This window comes from Salinibius halmophilus, assembly GCF_003577475.1.
Classification (GTDB): Bacteria; Pseudomonadota; Gammaproteobacteria; order Pseudomonadales; family Natronospirillaceae; genus Salinibius; species Salinibius halmophilus.
The window spans coordinates 21,178-39,386 of the sequence record NZ_QPEP01000018.1 but is presented as its reverse complement, the minus strand read 5'-3'; the positions used below and the strand labels follow the sequence as shown (position 1 = coordinate 39,386).

The 18,209-nt window shown below is 48.4% G+C and carries 19 protein-coding genes; 5 read left to right on the top strand and 14 right to left on the bottom strand.

The features are described from left to right. Positions 1–7 precede the first annotated feature (7 nt). The 3 genes from DUW71_RS17250 to DUW71_RS17240 form a co-directional block, all read right to left on the bottom strand. Positions 8–952, bottom strand: a complete 945-nt coding sequence (locus tag DUW71_RS17250) for an ABC transporter substrate-binding protein (RefSeq protein ID WP_119396523.1) — start codon at positions 950–952, stop codon at positions 8–10. 113 nt (positions 953–1,065) lie between these two features. Continuing rightward, positions 1,066–1,713, bottom strand: coding sequence for a Pr6Pr family membrane protein (locus DUW71_RS17245; RefSeq protein ID WP_119396522.1), 648 nt, complete (start codon positions 1,711–1,713; stop codon positions 1,066–1,068). Between the two features lie 85 nt (positions 1,714–1,798). After that, positions 1,799–3,280, bottom strand: a complete 1,482-nt coding sequence (locus DUW71_RS17240; RefSeq protein ID WP_119396521.1) for a methyl-accepting chemotaxis protein — start codon at positions 3,278–3,280, stop codon at positions 1,799–1,801. Between the two features lie 158 nt (positions 3,281–3,438). Here DUW71_RS17240 and cmoA point away from each other — a divergent pair, with 158 nt between their 5' ends. Further along, positions 3,439–4,164 (top strand): carboxy-S-adenosyl-L-methionine synthase CmoA, encoded by a 726-nt coding sequence (cmoA, locus tag DUW71_RS17235; RefSeq protein WP_119396520.1) that lies wholly within the window; start codon positions 3,439–3,441, stop codon positions 4,162–4,164. 1 nt (position 4,165) lies between these two features. Further along, a complete protein-coding gene (gene cmoB, locus DUW71_RS17230) occupies positions 4,166–5,170 on the top strand; it encodes a tRNA 5-methoxyuridine(34)/uridine 5-oxyacetic acid(34) synthase CmoB (protein ID WP_119396519.1) in 1,005 nt (334 codons plus the stop codon). Positions 5,171–5,361: 191 nt separating this feature from the next. Here cmoB and DUW71_RS17225 read toward each other — a convergent pair whose 3' ends face one another. From DUW71_RS17225 to DUW71_RS17210, 5 genes are all read right to left on the bottom strand, one after another. Further along, positions 5,362–5,703, bottom strand: a complete 342-nt coding sequence (locus DUW71_RS17225; protein WP_119396518.1) for a glutaredoxin — start codon at positions 5,701–5,703, stop codon at positions 5,362–5,364. Between the two features lie 294 nt (positions 5,704–5,997). Next, positions 5,998–6,156 carry a hypothetical protein gene (locus DUW71_RS17630; RefSeq protein ID WP_158584244.1) on the bottom strand — a complete coding sequence of 53 codons (159 nt, stop codon included), beginning with the start codon at positions 6,154–6,156 and terminating at the stop codon, positions 5,998–6,000. Positions 6,157–6,236: 80 nt separating this feature from the next. After that, complete coding sequence (locus tag DUW71_RS17220; protein ID WP_158584242.1) at positions 6,237–6,467, bottom strand: hypothetical protein; 231 nt, start codon at positions 6,465–6,467, stop codon at positions 6,237–6,239. A 117-nt stretch (positions 6,468–6,584) separates the two neighbouring features. After that, positions 6,585–9,311, bottom strand: a complete 2,727-nt coding sequence (locus DUW71_RS17215) for a M16 family metallopeptidase (RefSeq protein WP_158584240.1) — start codon at positions 9,309–9,311, stop codon at positions 6,585–6,587. 151 nt (positions 9,312–9,462) lie between these two features. After that, positions 9,463–9,738 (bottom strand): hypothetical protein, encoded by a 276-nt coding sequence (locus DUW71_RS17210; RefSeq protein ID WP_119396515.1) that lies wholly within the window; start codon positions 9,736–9,738, stop codon positions 9,463–9,465. 311 nt (positions 9,739–10,049) lie between these two features. Here DUW71_RS17210 and DUW71_RS17205 point away from each other — a divergent pair, with 311 nt between their 5' ends. Continuing rightward, positions 10,050–11,981, top strand: a complete 1,932-nt coding sequence (locus tag DUW71_RS17205; RefSeq protein WP_119396514.1) for a S41 family peptidase — start codon at positions 10,050–10,052, stop codon at positions 11,979–11,981. Between the two features lie 111 nt (positions 11,982–12,092). On the opposite strand, the gene DUW71_RS17200 is transcribed toward DUW71_RS17205, so the two are convergent. Beyond that, complete coding sequence (locus tag DUW71_RS17200; protein ID WP_158584238.1) at positions 12,093–12,581, bottom strand: hypothetical protein; 489 nt, start codon at positions 12,579–12,581, stop codon at positions 12,093–12,095. A gap of 80 nt (positions 12,582–12,661) precedes the next feature. Further along, the gene (locus DUW71_RS17195) at positions 12,662–13,276 is read right to left on the bottom strand and encodes a histidine phosphatase family protein (RefSeq protein WP_119396512.1); all 615 of its coding nucleotides are present in this window, start codon (positions 13,274–13,276) and stop codon (positions 12,662–12,664) included. 201 nt (positions 13,277–13,477) lie between these two features. On the opposite strand from DUW71_RS17195, the gene DUW71_RS17190 reads away from it, so the two are divergent. After that, positions 13,478–13,975: an RNA methyltransferase gene (locus tag DUW71_RS17190; RefSeq protein WP_119396534.1), complete on the top strand. Its 498-nt coding sequence runs from the start codon at positions 13,478–13,480 to the stop codon at positions 13,973–13,975. 60 nt (positions 13,976–14,035) lie between these two features. On the opposite strand, the gene DUW71_RS17185 is transcribed toward DUW71_RS17190, so the two are convergent. Continuing rightward, complete coding sequence (locus DUW71_RS17185) at positions 14,036–14,557, bottom strand: GNAT family N-acetyltransferase (protein WP_119396511.1); 522 nt, start codon at positions 14,555–14,557, stop codon at positions 14,036–14,038. A 112-nt stretch (positions 14,558–14,669) separates the two neighbouring features. Here DUW71_RS17185 and DUW71_RS17180 point away from each other — a divergent pair, with 112 nt between their 5' ends. Then, entirely contained in the window at positions 14,670–15,404 is a 735-nt protein-coding gene (locus DUW71_RS17180) for a hypothetical protein (protein ID WP_119396510.1), read from the top strand. A gap of 151 nt (positions 15,405–15,555) precedes the next feature. Here the strand turns inward: DUW71_RS17180 and DUW71_RS17175 are convergent, their stop codons facing one another. From DUW71_RS17175 to DUW71_RS17165, 3 genes are all read right to left on the bottom strand, one after another. After that, the gene (locus DUW71_RS17175; protein ID WP_119396509.1) at positions 15,556–16,338 is read right to left on the bottom strand and encodes a siderophore-interacting protein; all 783 of its coding nucleotides are present in this window, start codon (positions 16,336–16,338) and stop codon (positions 15,556–15,558) included. 210 nt (positions 16,339–16,548) lie between these two features. Next, entirely contained in the window at positions 16,549–17,376 is an 828-nt protein-coding gene (locus DUW71_RS17170) for a CPBP family intramembrane glutamic endopeptidase (protein WP_119396508.1), read from the bottom strand. A gap of 75 nt (positions 17,377–17,451) precedes the next feature. Beyond that, entirely contained in the window at positions 17,452–18,129 is a 678-nt protein-coding gene (locus DUW71_RS17165) for an energy-coupling factor ABC transporter permease (protein WP_119396507.1), read from the bottom strand. Positions 18,130–18,209 lie beyond the last annotated feature (80 nt).

Here is an 18,209-nt window from a genome sequence, read left to right as displayed (position 1 = left end):
TTGCTTATTACGGTCGTGGGGTAAAATCACGACCAGCAATGTGAGTGGTGAGCAAATCTAAGTTAAGACTAAGCGCGTTGTAGCCATAACCATAACTGGCATATGGAAAGAACAAGAACTGCTTGTTTTTGCAAGCATGCAACACGTCGCACCAACGCGGCATAAAGTTATCTAGCCCTTCACGCACACGCGCGGCAGTCGCCTCTGGCTTGTTGTCAAAAAAGTTGATGACAAAGTCAGCGTCGATATCTGTGATGGCCTCGGCGGCGATTGATGTGCGACGGTCTGGAAACTGTTGCACGGTATCGGATTGCGCAATGCCTAAATCAGCTAAGGCTTCCGTTGTGGCACCCAGTGTTTTGTATACGTAGACGGCATCCCCTGCTGGGAACGAAAAAATCACGTTAGTGCGGATATCACCCAGCTCTGCAATGTGCATTTTGCTGTTTGCTAGTTGGCGCTGATAGTTGTCTTCTAATCGTTGTAGCTCAGCAGTGCGTCCAACCCAGTTGGCAAGCTTGGCCATACCCTCTTTAATGCTGTAGGCATTGGCATGGAACACAATAGTTGGTGCAATTTTTTCTAATAGGGCAACTTGGTCATCACGCGTGGTCACGATTAAATCTGGCTGCAGCGTTGTGATCAGCTCAACATCCAAATCTGCATAGGTGCCAATAAACTCAATATCAGAGTTTTCAAACGTAACACCAGTTAGTTCTGGAACTGAGCGCATGAAAGGTACACCCGCATCGCTTACTCGACCCGATGAACCAACCACGCTTACCCCAAGTTCAATTAGCGGGATGGTTAAACGATTGTCGTTTTGCGAGATAACACGCTCGGCTTGCAAAGGAATGACGACCTCACGGCCAGCGTCATCAATAATGGTGCGAGTTTGAGCACTCACCGCCAGTGTTAGCAGTACTGAAAATAAAGCGATAATGACTTTCATAGTCCCTCGTGTACTTAAAATTGAAACGAGGGCGAATGATAACCACTATCTCTTTAATTGCAAATGATTGTTATTTAACTCAAGGCGTTTTGCGTCGCTCAGAGGCAACACTTTCAAGCTTCATCCCTCCTCGCTCGGTAGCGCAGGTTAGCGAGTGCAGCAAACAAGAAGCCTAGGCCCAAAAAGGCGATCAACAAAGCTAATGAGCTGATTGCCACACCTTGGTAGCCAAGGTCGTTCACATCCAAAAAGAAGTAAGGGTAGTAGTTGCTAAACGCACCACGAACGAGCGAGTAGACAAGATAAATAAATGGCAGGGCAATAAACCAAAGAACCGTTTTGTATGCGATGCGGGCTGTTTCACCAGCAAGCAACCAAATGGCAAACACCGCAGCTGGAACCAGAGTGTGGAACATAAGGTCAGCAACGTAAGTAAGCCCCTGTGGGTCCCATAAGTCTGCTAGCAAGGCGTGGTAAACAATCGCCACAACCGTCATATAAACCGTTAAGGCTGAGCGAACCCCAGGTAGGCGGGCCAGTTTATGAAGTTTGCCAGAGGGCAAAGCCAACCCGATAAAAAATATGCAACAGAGTATGTTTGCCCAATGGGTGAAAAAGCTATAAAAGCGCAGCAGCTCTGCACCCACAGGCTCACCTTCGGCCACTACCGCTGCAATAATTAGCCAGTGTTTCATAGCCAAATTTGCCGTTGCCAGCACCGCGAAAATAGTCGCCCAAAAGCGAAGGCTTCTGATCAGCATAATTAACATCCTTGGTTACTTGCTCATCAAATTAACGCAATGGTGTGAAATAACAACTCTTCTATTCAAAACTGGGGCAAGAGCATTAATCAAACTTTTGCAAAGCATGGTCAGCCGCTTCAATACTTGGCAACCAGCCTTCAAGTTGAGATTGCATTGCTAACAGTTGCCCCTGCATTTCGGTTGCAAAGTCCGTTAATTGAGTCGCTTCATTATTAAAGTGACCAGCAATATCGGTAAGTTGGGAGAGCGAAGAAACTATGTCTTGCACTGCCGAATGACTAGCTTGCAGCTGAACAGCAAGGTCAGACATATTGCTCACCAACTGTTCACTATTGTCACTGGCTGCAGACACCGACTGCTGAACCTCGGTTGTACGATCCACTGCCTCGGTGCTTTTGCGGCGTAGTTCATCAACAATGCTACCAATCTCGCCGGTTGAGTCTTGCGTGCGCTGAGCCAAATTGCGAACTTCATCTGCGACGACAGCAAAGCCTCGACCCTGCTCGCCAGCACGTGCAGCCTCGATGGCAGCATTAAGTGCCAGCAAGTTGGTTTGCTCCGCAATGCCATGAATAATTTCAACGACCTTGGCAATATCATCACATTGCACATCTAGCTGCGCCACCACCTCGGCTAATACTTGCAGTTCACGATTCGACTTTTGAGTCGCTGCATCAGACTTTTTCAATAGCTTTTGGCTCTCATCGTTAAAGCTGGCCGCACTTTCCGTCGCACTAAGACTATTGCCACCAGCTTGCGAGAAACGCTCTACCATTTCGGAAAGCTCAGCGGTTTGACGACTAATCTCTCCTACTAAATGTTCTTGTTGCTCTGATGAGCCCTGTAATGATTTAGATAAGGAGGTTAGTTGAGGCACTTGTGTTGCCGATGCCGAAACCGAAGTCTTGGCAGCTGAAATTGCTGCTTCTAGCTCTTCCATCATGGTATTGAAGCGTTGCAATATTTTGGTAGAGCCATCACTACGTACAGATAGGTTTAGCGCTTTTCCTTTCGTCACTTGCCCCACTACCGTTGCCACGCCATCTGATGTATCTGCCTGCCTTTTCAGCAAGCTCGCCATATAAATTAGAAAAGCAGCTTCCACTACCACATAAGCAGCATGAATGAACACCATGGTCCACGAAGGCATACTAAATACATAAATTGGTGATCCTGTGCTTTGTAACCAATTGAACAATATGTGATGCACGGCCACCACCTCCGCACTGACCAATATTGGCCAAATATTTCGGTAAGCGAGTGCAAAAGCCAATGCAACGAAGAAGCCGAAGTGGTAAGCAGCGCCCCCTTGCATCAAATGCACATGCAACATCACGGTTGCTTGCAGTGCTGCAACCAACACGTAGGAAGCCCATTTACCCCTAATAGCGAAACGCCCAAACGCCGCAAAAGCGCAAATCGATAGGCCAAACAGTAACGCCACGCCCAACTGACTGGTGAACAAGCCCATTAGCAAAGCGACAGTGGTAGACCCGGCAACTGCCACCATGTGTACTCTGTCGATTCGCCGCTGCCAGCGCTGCGCTACCGTTAATTCGTTCATTACCTTTGACCTTCACAAGCAAACGTATGATTAAGATTAGCCCAAGCATTCGTTGCTGCACGGTTCGTTGATTACAGCTCGCTTTGGCTATTTCACTATGCTGGCTACAACCCTAGGGTGAATGTGCGGTAAACTATGGCAAGTAGCGCGAGGCCAGTATGAAAGACGATATTTTTGCTCATCCACAAGCCAATATTGGCAAGTTTGAATTTGACGAAACGGTGGCACATGTTTTCCCAGACATGATCAAGCGTTCGGTGCCTGGTTATAGCCATGTTATCGCTCTTACAGGGGTATTGGCAGGCCAATACGCCAAACCGGATAGCAAAATATACGACCTAGGTTGCTCGCTAGGCGCCAGTACGTTAGCGATGCGCCATCATGTTAAAGCACCCAACTGCGAGATTATTGGTATTGATACATCGGATGCCATGCTGCGCCGCGCGCGCGATTGGATTGATAGCACCGACGAAGAAGCGGTAACCGTGACGCTTGAGCAAAACGACATTCGTAACGTTGATTTTCAGCCAATGAGCGTAGCGGTACTGAACTACACACTGCAGTTTGTACCCATGGCCGACCGCACAGCACTGCTGCAAAAAATATACGATGCCATGCTACCTGGTGCGGCGCTGATTTTATCGGAAAAAGTGACCTTCACAGACGCCGCGCAGCAAGACTTACTAGAGCGCCATCAACTCGACTTTAAACGTGCCAATGGCTACAGCGAGCTAGAAATCAGCCAGAAGCGCCAGTCCATTGAAGATGTATTGGTGACCGAAACCCTACCCGAGCATCACCAGCGCTTGCGCGATGTTGGCTTTAGCCAAGTGGAAACCTGGTTCCAATGTTTTAACTTCACTTCGATGATTGCGATTAAATAACATGTCTATAGAAAACCCATTTGCCGCACACGTGGCCCATTTGCGGCTGCACAAACAGCTAAAAAAGCATCATCGTGAAGAGCTAGAAACCGTTTTAGATAAAAACTGGCTAAAAAATACCACCGACGGCAACTTACCACGCTGGAAAAAAGCGTTGGCCGAATTACCTGAAGTTGACGACGTTGCTTACAACATCGACCAAGACACGGTACAAATCAGCAGCTCACAAACCATCGATATGCTGCCACACCTGCAAGCATTAATGCCGTGGCGTAAAGGCCCGTTTGAAATATTTGGCACCGATATCGAAACCGAATGGCGCTCGGATTGGAAATGGCAACGCATTGCCCCCCACCTGCCAAACCTTAAAGACTTGCGTATTTTGGATGTGGGCTGTGCCAATGGTTACCACTGTTGGCGGATGAAAGCTGCTGGTGCGCAAACGGTTACCGGCATCGACCCAGGCAAACTGCCAGTTGCGCAGTTTTTGCTAACCAACCATTACATTCAAGACCCGAGTGTTGCGGTACTGCCGATGACGCTAGAAGAGTACCCAGACAACACCCAAGCGCATGACCTCACCTTCTCGCTTGGTGTGCTCTACCACCGCCGCTCACCACTCGACCACCTAGAAGAGCTGCGCCGTACACTAAAACCGGGTGGCACACTAGTGTTAGAAACCATGGTGATTGAGGGTAAGTTAGGCGAAGCCCTAGTGCCAGAAGGCCGCTACGCCAAAATGAATAACGTATGGTTCTTACCAACGCCAGCGACGCTATGCAGCTGGCTAACCAAGATGGGGTTTGAAGACCCTACCGTAGTAGACACCAACCAAACGGCGCTTGATGAGCAGCGCTCAACCGAATGGAAGCCAGGTAAATCGTTAGCCGACTACCTCGACCCAAAAGATAGAAACCGAACCGTTGAAGGCCACCCAGCACCAATACGGGCAACCATTATTGCCAAGGTGCCAGAGGCAGGCCGGTTAAAGCGATATCAGGAGTAGGTTGTACGACGCGTATTTTTGCGTCGGGCAACATGTACCGCCGCAATCAATGTTTCCCAAACCTCTGGTTTGGAAAACCTACGACGAGCCAGTCATTCCCGCGAAGGCGGGAAGTAGGTTTGACGAATCTTTGATTCGGCTAACACACATCACCGCCGATCAATGTTTCCCAAACCTCCGGTTTTTTAAACCTAGCCCAAAAGCTCCTTCAACTCTTTTGCACCACCAATGAGCTGCCCTTTCACAAACACCATCGGAAACGTTGGCCAGCCAAAGTACATTTTCAGCGCCAAGCGCTCCTGCCATTGGCCAAAATACGAGCCGTATTCCAAATACTTGTACTCAATCCCTTTGGCTTCCAGCAGCTTTTTCGCCTGCTTGGGAAATGGATTCTGCTTCATCCCTACAACTAAATAGTCATTGCTCTGTAGCGCCTGCTCCACTTCATCAATAATCCATTGATGTGGGCGGCCACCCACTTCTGCCTTCGCGCTTTCGGCAATGTTATTCACATCAAATATTTTTCGAGTCATGAGCAAGGCTACCTTGGTTAGTTAGTCTGTATGGTGTGAACGAAACTATCTAGGTAATCGCTATCCAAGTCCAGCTTTCGCAGCTGCTTGCGGTAATAATTGAAAGCATACTGATAAGAAGATGAGCTGGTATCAACTGGTAACAAAAATACTTCGCTCTGAACATCTCGCCAATCCTAGGCTAGTTCAGCCTCGGGGGCTGGAGCAGGCTCGATACTGGCGCAACCACATAAAAGTAATGTGGCAACCAAGCTTATTATCCTCATACAAGTCCTTATGACCTAATATCTTCGGCTATTCAAAGCACTTATAGTCCCACAGCGTTACCATTTTTACACGCTGGCAGTTATCTAACGCTTGTGACGTTTGATAATTCATCAGGGCTATTTGTGCGCCCGTCAACACAGCCAAGCCAAAGCAGAACCAGGCGATAGTTTTCCAAAAGCGAATCATGGGTTGTCCTTAACATGAGGAAGATAGTGCTCACAATTACCGCCGCATTTATTGTTTCCCAAACCTTTGGTTTGGAAAACCTACTTGTCTCGATATAGGTTTTTCTTTGCGTCGGTGGTGATGAAATCACTTAGTGTTGGCGTGAACATCGCCAAAAGCACCACGGTGAACAAAATGTACCAACTTTGAAAACTGCCAAAGACCACGGCATAAATAAATAGCGCAGCCAAACTCAGCCATAAAATTACAGGCGCGTAGCGACGGGACACAACTCTTAAACGGCGGGTTGTGCGGGGGCGAATATTTTTCATTGTTTTACTACCTTTGCACGTCTCAAAAGTAGTATGCAAAACATACAAATAGCTGCCATTACCACTTGGCAGTAGTGGAAAAAAAAGGCGGCAAATGCCGCCTTTGCAGTAAGCCAATTAAGGCTGGAAGGTTAGCTGGTAAGCTGGGCCTTGGAATAATGCCTCGATATAGGTTTCCACCTCTTCGATGGTCACAGCTTCAACTTCGGCGGTCATTTGCGCTTGGCTTAATGGTGCCTGTTTGTTGTCGAATGCATTGGTTAGCAGTGCCATTTTGCCATTTAGGGAAGCGAAGTAGTCTTTATTGGCATTGATCAACTGGCTCTTAGCCGTTGCTAGTTGCTCTTCACTCACACCTTCGGCAAGTAGACCAGCAATGCTGTTGTTGATTGCATCGCGCACAACTTGGGTACGGCCTGGGTCAGATGTCCAACCAATGGCACCCAAGTCTTGGCCAAATACTTCATTAGTTTCTTGGAAGTAGTAAGACCAAGCACTGTAGATAAGGCTTTGCGACTCGCGCACATCTTCAATAATGCGTTTATCAACAATGTTGACTGCTAAGTCGGCCACTACAGTGTCGATATCAAATGGCACAGCGCGGAAAAGCTCGGTCACAGCACCTTCTTCGGTAGAGCCATTTACTACCTGCTCAGTGCCAAATGGCGTTGCTAGCTCGCGTGCTGCTAGGGCCGGGAAGCTCACCACTGGTGCGCCTGCTACATAATTAGCCAGCAGTTGCGCGCCGCTTTCTACGTCGATGTCGCCAACCAATGCCCATAAGTTGGCATCACTTGCCAGCAGCTGCGCGGCTTGCGCTAGTGTATCTGCGTTAACCAGCTCGAAGTTTGCCCAAGCATGGTTAGTTTCGCCCCACATGGCTTGTGAGTAGGTGCGACGATACTGACCATCTGCCGTGGCAGCAAAACCCGCGAAGTCTTGTTGGTACGTAGCAATGTCGTCGGCCAAGCGTTCGGTATTTGGCAGTGGGTTGTAAATAATGTCGAGCAACAGCTCTGTTGCAAATGCCGCTTCTTCTACTGGGAACTCAACATACGCATAACCGCTATAACTGCCGATGTCTAAGCCCCAATCCACTTGGCGCTTGGTAGTTTCCGAATCCAACTGGGTAGCCGAGAAGCCTAACCGTGGCTGCTGACTAATTAGGTAAGGCAGCATATCTACGGCAGGAATGACGTTATCCGGTAGCTGTAAACGACCTTCTGCTAGTTGCAACTGTAGTTGCACCTTGTTGTTTTCAATATCGGTTTGCAACAACCAAGCTTCTTGCCCGTTAGCCAGCATTAGCTTGTAGCCATTTTCTAGGGCGAGCTCTTCGGCCCCTAGAATATCGCCAGGGAAGGCCATGCCAGCGACTGCCGAACCGGCTTGCACGGCAAATGGTTCAACCGCTTCGCTGCGAGCTTGTGTTAACCAGCGCGAGTATTGATCGGCATTTACCTCGGCATGCTCACCCTTTGGATGGAACAGGGTATAGCCGCCATCTGCTAATGAGTTGGTTAAGAATGCTTTGGCGTCGGCTTCACTAATGGCCAGTTGTTGCAACACTGCCAGCTCACTTTCGATGCTCGGCACTAAAGTACGTTCATCACGTGCAGCACTTAGCAAGCCTTCAACAAAGCTATTGGCCGGCGCATTGGCCAACATATTCATATAGTTTTCGTACATGGCTGTTACTTCGGCAAGCGAGTTATCAATTTCTGCCTGAGTTAGGCCAAACGTTAACAACCGCATGCGCTCGCGCTCTAGCAGCACGGCCGCTTCTGCTAAGCGACCTTGTTTTACTTGCGCACTAAGCGAGTCGGAAATGAAGCCATCTAAATATGGGCCACTGCCAAAACCTAGGCTGCTAACTGGCGAGCCTGACGCATTGGTGATTTCGGCAAACCGCGTATTAACGGCATTAGTTAGTACAAACGCCGTTAGGCTAGCTTCGTACTCAGCTTGCAGGTCGGCGTAGCTTGGTTCTGGTGAAATTCGGCCAAACTCAATGCTGGTACTTGAAACGTTCTGGTCGCTGAACTTAAACCAAGGGCGCCCTTGTGTTGCTAGGCTGTCGGATGGCAAAGCAGGTGCAACGTTGCTTACATCTTTGAAGTCGCCAAATTCTTCAGTAATGCGTGCCACGGCTTGCTCAGGGTAAACATCACCTATAACCAATACCGCCATGCGGTCTGGCTGATAGTGCGTTTGGTAGTAATCGCGCAGCCCCTCGGCTGTTACACCTTTAATAGATTCTTCCGTGCCAATTGGAAGGCGATTGCCCCAGCTAGTGCCCTCTAAGTTAGCTTCTAGCCACTGCGCCTCAACCGAGTCGTCGGTGCCGCGCATTTGCCACTCTTCAAGCACCACGCCAATTTCTTTTTCTACTTCTTCAGGTGAAATATCTAAGCGATAGGCCCAATCACCTAACACTTGATAGGCCTCGGATACCAGCTCGCGGTCGTCACTTGGAATAGACAACTGATAAACCGTTTCACCAAAGGTGGTGTAGGCGTTAATGTCGCCACCAAACTGCATGCCAGCCCGCTCAAAGAAGCGCACAACATCGTTCTCGCTGTAGTTCTCTGAGCCATTGAACGCCATGTGCTCCAGAATGTGGGCGTAACCAAGTTGCTCGTCGGTTTCGTCTAGCGAACCGGCGTTTACATACAAACGCATCTCCACTGTTGGACGGGCTTCGCTGGCTGGCAATGGCAGGATGTAGTAGTCCAAGCCATTGTCTAGCTCACCAACCACTACGCGCTCATCGGCTTGAAGCGGCGATTGAGCAGCTGCCAACATTGGCGCAGCGGCAACCGCTGCAGCAAGTAATTTAAGCATTCTTTTCTCCATTCACAGATGTAAGGCGCACTGCTTCCCGCAGCCGCGCGATAATATGATACTTACAAATTGTTGATTTAGACTGAACTGTAGAAAACAACAGGCATACAAGGTGGTAATGAAGGGTTTGCCGCCATACCCTCCCAAATGGTTAATCGCGGCGTCTAACGCAGAGATAATAGAACAGCAAGAACGCTAAATAGATTGCATATGCGCCAGTCATGAACAAGAGGTAGTGCGTTGAAACGACGAAGTCTAGTAGAAGTAAAATTACGAATGCTATCAGCGATGCAAACAGAACGGTTACTGCATCTTTCTTTTGCACAAGCTCCTCACTGCCCACCCACCTAGCAGTGAGCGAATAAAAAGCTGGTAACGTGAACATAAAAGCCGAAGCCGCTAAAAACGTTCCGAGGTTTTTGTTCATACTTCCTCCTTGCTTTGAATAGAGTACAGTTCCAATATTATCAAACGCCACAGCAATACAATGCTAAGCATGGTTACTATTTGCTCAGCTTGCTTGTTCTCCCAAATCAATCACCCTATCGGCCGATGCGATGAGCGACGATTATGCGAGTAATCGTTTGCCTGACCAACTCGTTTACGCTTTTCCTTTCGGTTAACAGAAAATTAACTACCCGCAACATTACTTAACAATAAATTGTTCTGTCACAAAAAAGTGTGCACTCTATCCAAGCATCTAAATGGAGATGCAATAATCAAAGGAAGGAATATAAAATGAAGCTATTTAATAAAACACTTATCGCTGGCGCTATAACCGTTGCCACTATTGCGGCCAATGCCAATACTTTCGTCCCATTAGATGAAGCTCGAATTGGCTACACGGTCACTGAACTCTCCAATATAGAAAAGCAACAATTGTTAGACCAAGCAATTTGGTTGTTTGAAAAGCAGTATGTCAATTTAGACCAGAAGTTTGCTTTTTATGATGATCATCTAGATCCTATCGCAGCATTACAAAATATCGATGTAACTCAGCTTTCAACAGAAGCGCTTAACTCAGAGTTGCAGCGTATTTTTAATGCCCAGCGCGATTTACATTTAAACTTCAACACACCTATCTACAACAACGTCCTGGCAGCAGTGCTACCCATTTCAATGACGCGCGTGCAAAATATTGAAAACCGCTTTCAGGTTGCGGTGGATAGTTTGCGTCCAGAGCTTTTACCTGCCGCCTCAGCGGCACAGGTGGAAATTGGTGACGAGGTTGTTGCTTATGATGGCGTACCTATTAAGCAGGCTGCAATGCAGTTCATCAATGATGGTGCAGGCGCCAACGCATTTGGTGGGTTTATTCGCGCATTGGAGCAAATGACGCTCTTTTACGCTTTTCAAGACGGCTTACCAGAGAACGACAGCGTAACACTGACGCTTAAGAAAGCCGATGGCGCTGTTTACGATATTGTTCTGCCATGGTACGCATTTGTGCTTTCGCCAGAACCAGCGACGGTCAACAGCGTACAAGCAATCACCGCTGAAAGTAACAACCCGCGCCAGCAGCTTAAAAACGAAATTCGCCAAGACTGGCTATCAGGCTCAGAGCTACCGGTCGAGCTATGGACTGATATACCAGAGGGTAATTTGTCGTTCGGCACATTTACCAATGACGATGGCCATTTTGGTGTAATTAAGTTAACCAGCTTCTCACCTGAGCTGGATATCGACGTGGTGGTCGACATTATCCGCTTCCTTATGCTGACTGAATTAGCGAATACCGACGGCCTAATTTTTGATGTTCGAGAAAACGGCGGTGGCAGCATTGATCTATCGGATAAACTACGCCAACTTTTTGGGCCAAACGACGCCCGTGGCACACGTGCTAAAGTACTCAACAGCCCAAGCAACGTCCTCTTTACTCAGTTAATAGGCTCGCTCCCTGGCTGGCCTGCCAATATAGGCAACTCGCTTACGGGTGTCACCGGCAAGTACAGTCGAGTATTCAACTTCACTACGGATGAAGACGTAAATGAACTAGGCCAAGCTTATTACCAACCAGTCGGCGTTTTAATGAATGCAGAGAGCTACTCTGCGACAGACTTGTTCACCTGCGGAATTCAAGACATTGGCAATGGCATTATTTTTGGCCAAGATCTAAGAACCGGTGCAGGTGGTGCCAATGTTTGGGAATATGATGTACTTGAATTTGTTGCGCCTGAGTATGCGCTGCCAATTCCTGAAGGTTACGACTTCCGAGTATCTTGGGGCCAAATCCAGCGCACAGGCAAGTTCATGGACCAGTTAATTGAAGATGAAGGCTGTTATGCGGACATCGATGTTGGCCTTACCCTCGATGACCTGCGCGGAGCCAATAACCAAGTTGAGCGTATTACTGGCGAACTAGCGAAGCGCGCCAGCGATAATGCACCGTCAGTGACAGTGCCATTTATTGAACCATCTGTGCTCATTCCTGCAACAGAGGCAAAAATAGCGGTAGGAATCAACAACACTAACAACGTTGTTGTGCGAGTGACTAACCAAGATGGAGCCGTCGTTATAGACGAGCGGCGCAACACACGAGGTCAAACTCATATTGATGTTGATCTAACGACTTTTGCCCAGTCGGGCGAAAGCTATCAAGTTGAGCTCATCGGGGAAAAATGGTGGGAAGCTCGCGTTTGGAACCTAAAACGTAACATTATCATCGAGTGATGGTGAAACCAGCGATGCAAGGCGCCATTTGGCGCCTTTTTTGTAACCATTGTTGAGACGAAGCACTACCACATCGGCCTTCAATACAAGCAATTAGCAGAACACGGCACACTAGCCATTAATGTACTTATTCAAATGCTTTTCTAACTGGCCCGCATCTAGTTTGTCGTTGAGGTAAACCAACAATGGCTGTGATTGGCCTTTTAGCTTCAGGCTCAGTACTTTTGGGGATTGGTGCGGGTCGATTTTGAAGCTTTCAATATGGCCCCAAAACAGTTTGCGAGCGCCGAGCTTTTCCATGCGAAAGTAGTGTTCGGTTACTTTTATGCGCAATGGCAAAAACCATTGAATAGAATAAACCGCTACGGCCAGTGCCCACAGGGCGAGATACAAACCAAGCAAACTGAGCAGCACGCTTGGTTGCCATACGTTGCTTAGGGTGCCTTTTTGAAACTCGGAAAAAGCAATGAGTGCGACCATAGCGCCTAACAAATAAAGTGGCGATACCCATAATCGTTTTTGTAGTGGTTCGTACTTACCGTTGCGAATTTCTTTAGCAGCGCGCGGTTCGTTCCAGCGCATGGCGTGTTTTGAGAACATTTTGATGCCTGTTTTGGTTGGTAGGCCAATTTTAGCGCAGCTTACCCTGTCGAGCACCCGCTGTTAGCGCACTCCGTTTTTTATCGGCCGGGTTGCGACCACGGCTGGTCACAAAACTGGGTGATAAACATTTGCCCACGATGCAGCTCCACCACACTGTGGCTTAGGTTATGGGCGAATGGCTCATCCCAAATATGGCTGATACTTTTGCCAATCAGTCGCGTGAGCGTGGCTTTAATCCAGGCAGCATGGCTCACTACTAAAACTTCTTTGCCCTTATGGGCGAGCACGATACTCGCGAGTGTTTTAATGCCACGGCTAGTGAGCTCGTCGAAATTTTCCCCGTTTGGGCTGGTGAAAAACTCAGGTTGATGAAATAAATATTTATAATCCAACTCATGTGCCGCGGCTAAGTCTGCCATTTTCATGCCTTCCCAGTCACCAAAGTGCATTTCGGAAATACCGGCATTGTGCTCAAGGTTCGTGTGTTCTGGGTGCAAAATATCGATGGTTTGTTTAGTGCGGTTGGCGGTGGAGCAGATAAAGTGATCAAACTGAATACCTGCAATTTTCTCGCGTGCTTCGATTGCCTGCTGCTGGCCGAGTTCAGTTAATGGTGAGTCGGCCTGGCCTTGCAAACGCCCTTCAAGATTCCATTGTGTTTGGCCGTGGCGAAAGATGTGTATTCGAGCCATGAAGAGTGCTCCCTAAGCGTTGCTCGTAGGTTTTACAAACCGAAGGTTTGGGAAACAAAGTATTCCAACTAGGCTCCCGCCTGCGCGGGAGTGACCGGTTTTGGTAGCAGTAACGCCTATCTTGTTGCCCGACAAGTCGTGCAACCTACGATTACCACCCGTATGTTACCATTATCGCTTTATACGAACTGGATTCACATCATGCCTGCCATCATTGCGTTAACCAACCCTAAAAGCCCAACCAATGTGGGGGCAGTAATGCGGGCAGCGGGTTGTTTTCAAGCAACGCAGGTGATGTATACCGGCCAGCGCTATGAACGGGCGGCCAGGTTTCATACCGACACTAAAAACGCTACCAATAAGATCCCGTTAACGCCTGTGGAAAATTTCATTGTCGCTAAGCCTGCAGGTTACCAATTGGTGTGTGTGGATTTAGTGGAGGGTGCAACGCCTCTGCCAGAGTTTGAGCATCCAGAAAACGCCGTATATGTGTTTGGCGCCGAAGATGGCAGCCTAGATCAGGCAATGGTCGATGCAGCCGATCATGTGGTGTATGTACCAACGATTGGCTGCTTGAATCTAGCGGCTTCGGTGAACGTTCTGCTTTACGACCGAACGTCTAAATTAGCGACGCTGACGGCAGGGGATGAGCTCATCCGCAGCAGCCGTGATCGTAATAACACCGCGACGGTTAAATGAGTGATGCTGGTTTTAACCTGTGGCTAGATTGCCCAGTCGACTGGGCAATGACAGATAGTGTTACGGCTGTCGAGTTGCCATAATTACAGTATCCCACCACTGGTTTTTGAAGAACTTGTGCTCAACAAACCTTCCCTCTTCTACCATACCGAGCTGCTTGCATAACATGATCGCCGCGCGGTTTTTGCTGATGGTTTCAGCATAAACGCGATGTACACCAAGCTCATTAAAAGCAAAGTCCAGCATGGCTTGGCCTGCTTCTTGGGCATAACCTTTGCCATGAAATGCTCGAGCTACACCCGCGCCCATAGATGCTTGGCGATGGTCTTCTAAACGTACGCCAACTGTACCCATTAGTTCGCCAGTATCTTTTAAGGTAATAGCCATTTGGTACATGCTGCGAGGCCGAACCTTGGTGCTGTCGCTAAATAGATGAACCAACATCTCTGCTTTGGCTGGTTCACAGTCTTCTTCGCTATAAAACCTTTGATATTTTCGCTCTCCGGTAAATACCTGATAGGCAGCCACATCAGCCGGCTGAAAGTCGCGTAGAACTAGGTTTTTAGTAGCGAGTGTGAACATTGTATTAATCCAAATCGAATACAGCTGTGCCTAGTATAAATCAGCTGGCTGTCATCAACGACTCACAGCCGTTTACCCGTATACTTGGCGACAAGTGAATAAGGATGTGGCTATGAAGTACCTAATACTTTTACCCCTGCTATGGCTGGCAGGCTGCACAACGATGCATCAATCGGAAGTCACTCAGCAGCAAGAGTACGAACAAGCAGATCAGGCTTATGTTGATCGCTATAAGGATTCGGTCATTAGTGAGCCCTGCGCAATAAGCGATTGCATGGACGAGTTAGTAGCCTTGGAAGCCGAACAACGAACACCAGAGCCAGTGGAAGACTGCGCAGGCTGCTCTGCACACTTTGGCTTGGGTGGTGAGGGAGTTGGCGAGCGGTTCAGTTTGCTTGAAGCTTATGGCGAGATATCTTTTAACGAGGCACAATCCAGCGCAGACAACGCTGGGCATATTCGAGTAAGCGCTCTGATCGTCAACGACCCAGCGATGAGCGACCTTGGCTTTGCTGGCGGCAGCATTGCGCTACTTGCGAGCACACCCTATTGGTTTGCAGGGTTTGGCGGGTCGTTTACCGATTCATGCATTCAAGAAGGCGACAACCGCGATCACTGCCTAGTCGCCAAGCGCTTCTCGATTTATGGCGAAACCGGCATACAAGCCCATGCATTCAACTTGTTACGCTTGCAGCTATATACCCGCCCAACCGCGAGTATGCTCTATGAACCCCTAGCACCAGAGGGATACAACACACGAACCCAGGCCATGGATAAAGCCGACAGCGGTTGGCACTTTGATGCATATTTAAGCTGGGGCCTTCGCCTAGGCGTGTATTTTCAGTAGTGAAGCTTATGGCGTAACAGGGGTTGCCGCGTATTAATTTGGGATGCTTTCGACCTGTATATAAAAGGTCGTAAAAATAGCTAAATTACGAATAAAAAACCGTGAAAAAGGCAAAAACCCTGATAAAAAATCAGGGTTTTTTTACTGCTATTTAGGCAGCTTCGGCATCAGCTCGTTTAACTTCCTTGTGCGCTTCTTCCACTAAACCTGCCTTCCAGTAGCTGCTGATATACAGGTTTTGTTTGGTGGCGCCAAAACTTTTAAAGTGTTTGCGAAGCTCGCGCATGTTGCTAAATTCGCAGGCCACCCAAATTTGTGGCACACCCTCTAACCAAGTTTTTTCTTTAGTACGCTCTACCAGCTCAGATTGATGCCCAGGTGTAGCGTTAACGACCCAGTCGATACTGATGCCTGTTGGCACATCTAATGGCTGAATGTCTTTTACATCGGTCACTTCAATGACCGCATGGCCTTGGGCGTCGGGTGGTAACTGCTCGAGGTTGCAGCTGATTGCAGGCAACGAGGTCATATCACCTACAAAGAAGAACCAGTCGGCTTCTAGGTCAACAATGTTGGCAGGGCCAGGGCCGCCAATCACAATTTCATCCCCTACTTGGCAAGTGCGTGCCCAGCGGCTGGCAATGCCCTCGGCTTGCCCTTCACCGTGCATAGCGAAGTCGACGGTAATGCTTGGCACTTTTGGGTCGTAATCGCGAATGGTATAGGTGCGCAGGCTAATTTTTGTGCCCTCTGCTTTCGCATTCAAGCTACGAATAGGCTGGCCTGCTTCGTTAAACATAAGTTTGATATAGCCCGAGGCGATATCGTTTGGGTAGTCGGCTAGCTCAGGGCCAGCTAATACCAAACGATGCATATTCGGGGTTAACCGCTGAGAATGTGCTACATAAACAAGTCGTGGTTTTGGTTGAGCCATTGGAGCCTCCTTCACAATGGCCAAAATTTAACACGAATTATTATCATTTGCGAAAATATATGCACGGCCGAACCGGCCGTGCAATCTACGGCAACCCGTATCGACGGTGGAATCAAAACCATCGTAGGTTTTACAAACCGAAGGTTTGGGAAACATGGGTAGCCGAGACTCATGTCGGCTAATCTGGATAATGCCGACTGATAACGTGCTCTATGCGTTTGCTTGCTTGGCGGTTTTTTTAGTGATGCGGTAGCTCAACCAAAATGCCCCCACCAAAGATACCAGCATAATAATGCCGCCGATCCAAGGCTCGACAACGTCATATTCCACAGGCTCTCCCATCATTAGCAGCATGCCAACACCGGCAAGCAAGTTGTTAACAAAATGGGCAATGATGGCCGGCCACAAAGTTTGCGCTTGCCAGGTGATGTAACACAACAGCATTGCAAAAATAAACGCACCGATTATGTCGCCATGCAATAAGCCAAACAACAATGAGCTAATCACCGCCGCAGGCCAGAAGCCAAGCTTTTTAGCCATGCCAAACAAGGCCATACCGCGGAAGATAATTTCCTCAACAAAGGGTGCTACCACTACAATGCCCAGTAGCGTGGCAACAATGATCCAAGCTGGCATATCAGGTGAAATGATTTGCGTATCGTCAAAGGTATATGACGCCAGCCCCTCTGGCATAAATGGCCGCAGTAGCTCATAGACTGAGTAATAAATACCTATCGACATGCCAACAAACAGGACGCCCAATACAATTGAACTAAGACTGATCTGTGCATTAGGCACTGGCCCATAAATACTACCGTGCTGGCGGTATAACATTAGCGCCACGACCCAAAAGAATAGCCAAGGCAAGCTCAGTGACACGAGCAGCCAGTCGGGTTCGTAGCTATCAACATCGCCACCCACAAATGCAACTTGGGCAGCAGCGGCAATAAGAAAGATGATTGGCACAATATGCAGTGGTAGCAGTAACAAGCACCACCATCCACTGCGTTTTTGATAGGTATTTTGCAAATTAGACATAACAGACTCCTTGTTGTGAACCCTAATTATTACAAGGTACAAACCCGCAAGAAACTGTTAGATACGACAGGTTAACTAGTTGTCATCATCGGTTGGGTAATAGTCTTCTTCATTATAACTAATCAACCAATCTGGGTAGTACACCACAATGCCCGAGAGCACCACACCGTTGATAAAGCCCTCGGGTATGGCCATTAAAGGAAGCAACATCCAAAGTTGGTCAACTAGCTGATCCCAGCGGTACAAGTCTAAAATTAGCACCACCACAGTGATGCCAAACATTAAGAACAGCACACTCAGGGCAGCGCCAAAAAAGCCGCCTATCATAATGTAACCAAAGGGCTGTTTGGGTAGGTAGGTTTTGGTGAGCCACAAGGCGATCTTAGTGGCCAGAATGGGCAGCAACCCATAAAGCAAACCAGTCAAGCCAACTGCGCCCCACCATTCACGCCCAGTCAACACCAGCCCAATCATCGCTAGGCTAATAGCAATAATGGCCCGCCTACCGCCAAGCATCAGCGTGACCACGGTAACGCCAATAAAGTGCAGGTGCAGGCCAGGGGATACACCAGCACGTGCCCACCAAATCATTAACAAACATACGGCAGCACCTAGCATGCGATGTTGCAGGGCATGATTTGCCAACAACTCACGCCAGTTGCCCCACACAATGGCAGCGACAAATATTCCAGCCCATGCAACAGAGGTAATAATGGTGAGCCATAGGGGTAGCTCGTTTGCTGTCCAGTTCACGTGTGCTCTCGTAACCTTAATGCCAATTGCCGGGCGAACCCGCTAAACTATTGCTGATATTGTACGGCTTTTGCTTGTAT